Source organism: Jatrophihabitans sp. (genome assembly GCF_036388195.1).
Lineage (GTDB): Bacteria > Actinomycetota > Actinomycetes > Mycobacteriales > Jatrophihabitantaceae > Jatrophihabitans_A.
The window spans coordinates 1-3191 of record NZ_DASVSG010000130.1; the positions used below are offsets into that span (position 1 = coordinate 1).

Annotated in this window: 3 protein-coding genes; all 3 read left to right on the forward strand. The window is 72.3% G+C overall.

Annotated elements, in window-relative coordinates:
* Nucleotides 1-45: 45 nt before the first annotated feature.
* Nucleotides 46-825 carry an alpha/beta hydrolase family protein gene (locus tag VF612_RS13275; RefSeq protein ID WP_408660329.1) on the forward strand — a complete coding sequence of 260 codons (780 nt, stop codon included), beginning with the start codon at nt 46-48 and terminating at the stop codon, nt 823-825.
* A gap of 197 nt (nt 826-1022) precedes the next feature.
* Nucleotides 1023-2237 (forward strand): acetyl-CoA C-acetyltransferase, encoded by a 1215-nt coding sequence (locus VF612_RS13280; RefSeq protein WP_408660330.1) that lies wholly within the window; start codon nt 1023-1025, stop codon nt 2235-2237.
* Nucleotides 2237-3191, forward strand: a 955-nt coding sequence (locus tag VF612_RS13285; RefSeq protein ID WP_408660331.1) for an enoyl-CoA hydratase/isomerase family protein, incomplete at its 3' end; no start/stop codon positions are given. The genes VF612_RS13280 and VF612_RS13285, both read left to right, overlap by 1 nt.

Sequence of the window (3191 nt, forward strand, 5' to 3'; positions counted from 1 at the left end):
TCACACCTTCCACCCGATTCAAGTGCGCTCAGGCAGACTGGCGCCGTGACGGACACCGACCAGGCGCCGCGCGTAAGCCGGCACGACTACGGCAGCGACCCATCCCAGTACGGCGAGCTGTACCGGCCGGCCGGTCCAAGGCGGCCGGGCACCGTGGTCGTGATCCACGGCGGGTTCTGGAAGGCCCAGTACGCCGCCGACCTGGGCCAGCCGCTGGCCGCTGACCTCGCCGGCCGGGGCTGGGCCGCCTGGAACCTGGAATACCGCCGGGTCGGCAACGGCGGCGGCTGGCCGGCCACCCTGTCCGACGTGGCGGCCGGCATCGACCTGCTCGCCGGGCTGAGTGACCTCGATCTGGACCGGGTGGTGGCCATCGGGCATTCCGCCGGTGGCCACCTCGCTGCCTGGGCCGCCAGCCGGCCGGGCCTACCTACCGGCACTCCGGGCGCGGCGCCCCGGGTGCGGGTGACCGGGGTGATCTCCCAGGCCGGTGTGCTGGATCTGATCCAGGGGGCCGCTGACGACCTCGGCGACGGCGCGGTGGCCCGGCTGTTGGAAGGCATGCCGGACGAGGTCCCCGACCGCTACCGGCTGGCCAGCCCGCGGGAGCGGTTGCCGCTGGGCGTTCCGGTCCGCTGCCTGCACGCCCGCGACGACGACACGGTGCCGTTCTCCCAGAGCGTGGACTACGTGCAGGCGGCGCGGGCGGCCGGTGACGACGCCAGCCTGGTCGAGGTGACCAGCGGGCACTTCGGGGTGATCGACCCGGCCGCCCCGGCCTGGCAGGCGGCCCTCGACCAGCTGCCGGGCCTGCTCGCCGGCTGACCCGGTGCAATCCCGGCGCAACTCGGCGCCATCCCGGCGCAACTCGGCGTCACCCCGACGCAACTCGGCGCGCCAACTCGGCGCCATCCCGGCGAAACCCCGCCGTCAGCGCCCGGCAGCCCCGCCACCTCGAAAGGCGCGGTCGGGACGGCACCCGGTTACCGTGTAGTAACACAGCGGGGTCCAAGGAGATGGTGATGGCTACCGAGGCATACGTCTACGACTCGATCCGCACGCCGCGGGGCCGTGGCAAGCACACCGGGTCGCTGTACGAGGCGAAGCCGATCTCGCTGCTGGTCGGCCTGATCGACGAGATCCAGCGGCGCAACCCGAGCCTGGACCCGGCCCGGATCGAGGACGTGATCCTCGGCGTGGTGTCCCCGATCGGCGACCAGGGCGCAGTGATCGCCCGCACCGCCGCGCTCGCCGCCGGGCTGACGACCTCGGGCGCGGGCGTCCAGGTCAACCGGTTCTGCGCCTCCGGGCTGGAAGCGGTCAACCTGGCCGCCCAGAAGGTCCGCTCCGGGTGGGAGGATCTGCTGCTGGCCGGCGGGGTCGAGTCGATGTCCCGGGTCCCGATGGGATCCGACGGCGGCGCCTGGGCAATGGACCCGGAGACCTCCTACGCCACCAGCTTCGTTCCGCAGGGGATCAGCGCCGACCTGATCGCCACGCTGGAGGGCTTCAGCCGGGATGACGTCGACACCTTCGCCGCGGACTCCCAGACCAAGGCGGCCAAGGCGCAGGCCGACGGTGCGTTCGGCCGGTCGCTGGTCCCGGTGCGCGACCGCAACGGGCTCACCCTGCTCGACCATGACGAGTTCCCCCGGCCCGGCACCACCGTCGAGACGCTGGGCAAGCTGCCGTCCTCGTTCGAAGGCATCGGCTCGATGGGCGGCTTCGACGCGGTCGCCCAGCAGAAGTACCACTGGGTCGGCCCGATCAACCACGTGCACACCGCGGGCAACTCCTCGGGCATCGTCGACGGCGCGGCGCTGCTGCTGATCGGCAGCGAGCAGGCCGGCGCCGAGCTGGGCCTGACCCCGCGAGCCCGGATCGTCTCGACCGGCGTGGTGGCCCAGGAGCCGACGATCATGCTCACCGGCCCGGCGCCGGCCGCCCGCAAGGCGCTGGCCAAGGCAGGCCTGGGCAGCGAGCAGATCGAGCTGTTCGAGGTCAACGAGGCGTTCGCCGCCGTCGTCCTGAAGTTCCTGCGCGACCTGGACCTGCCCGCCGAGAAGGTGAACGTCAACGGCGGGGCGATCGCGCTGGGCCACCCGCTCGGCGCGACCGGGGCGATGATCCTCGGAACCCTGATCGACGAGCTGGAACGCCGGGACCAGCGGTACGGCCTGGCCACGCTGTGCGTCGGGGGCGGCATGGGCGTCGCGACGATCGTCGAGCGCGTCTGATGACCGGCACCACCGACCTGGCCGGGACGACCGGCGCCACCGGCATGATCGGCTGGGACCGCGACGCCGACGGCATCGTGACGCTGACCATGGATGATCCCGGGCAGCGCGCCAACATCATGAACACCGCCTTCCGGGAGTCCCTCGGCCCGATCGTCGACCGGCTCTACGCCGAGCAGGACGCGATCACCGGGGTGATCCTGACCTCTGCCAAGGACACCTTCTTCGCCGGCGGCGACCTGCGGCTGCTCAGCCAGGTCACCGACGAGACCGCGGCCGAGTTCTTCGCCGCCGCCGAGAAGCTCAAGGGCGAGCTGCGCAGGCTGGAGACCTTTCCCCGGCCGGTGGTTGCGGCCCTCAACGGCTCCGCGCTGGGCGGCGGCCTGGAGATCGCGCTGGCCTGTCACCACCGGGTCGCGCTGGAGCGTCCGAAGGCCGAGTTCGGCTTTCCCGAGGTCACCCTCGGCCTGCTGCCCGGCGCCGGCGGGGTGGTCCGCACCGTCCGGATGCTCGGAATCGCCGACGCCCTGATGAAGCTGCTGCTCCAGGGCCAGCGGCTGGCGCCTGCCGACGCGGTCGCCACCGGGATCGTCGACGAGCTGGCCAGCTCGCCCGAAGACCTGCTTGCCGCGGCCCGGCGCTGGATCGCCGCGAACTCCATGCCGGCTCAGCCCTGGGACCGCAAGGGATACAAGATCCCCGGGGGGACGCCGGCCAACCCGTCCTTCGCCGCGATGCTGCCTGCCTTTCCGGCCAACCTGCGCAAGCAGCTCAAGGGCGCCCCCATGCCGGCGCCGCACCACATCCTGGCCGCCGCGGTGGAGGGCAGCCAGGTCGACGTCGACACCGCGCTGCGGATCGAGACCCGCTACCTGACCGACCTGGTACGCGGCCAGGTCGCCAAGAACATGATCTCGGCGTTCTGGTTCGACCTGAACTCGATCAACTCCGGCG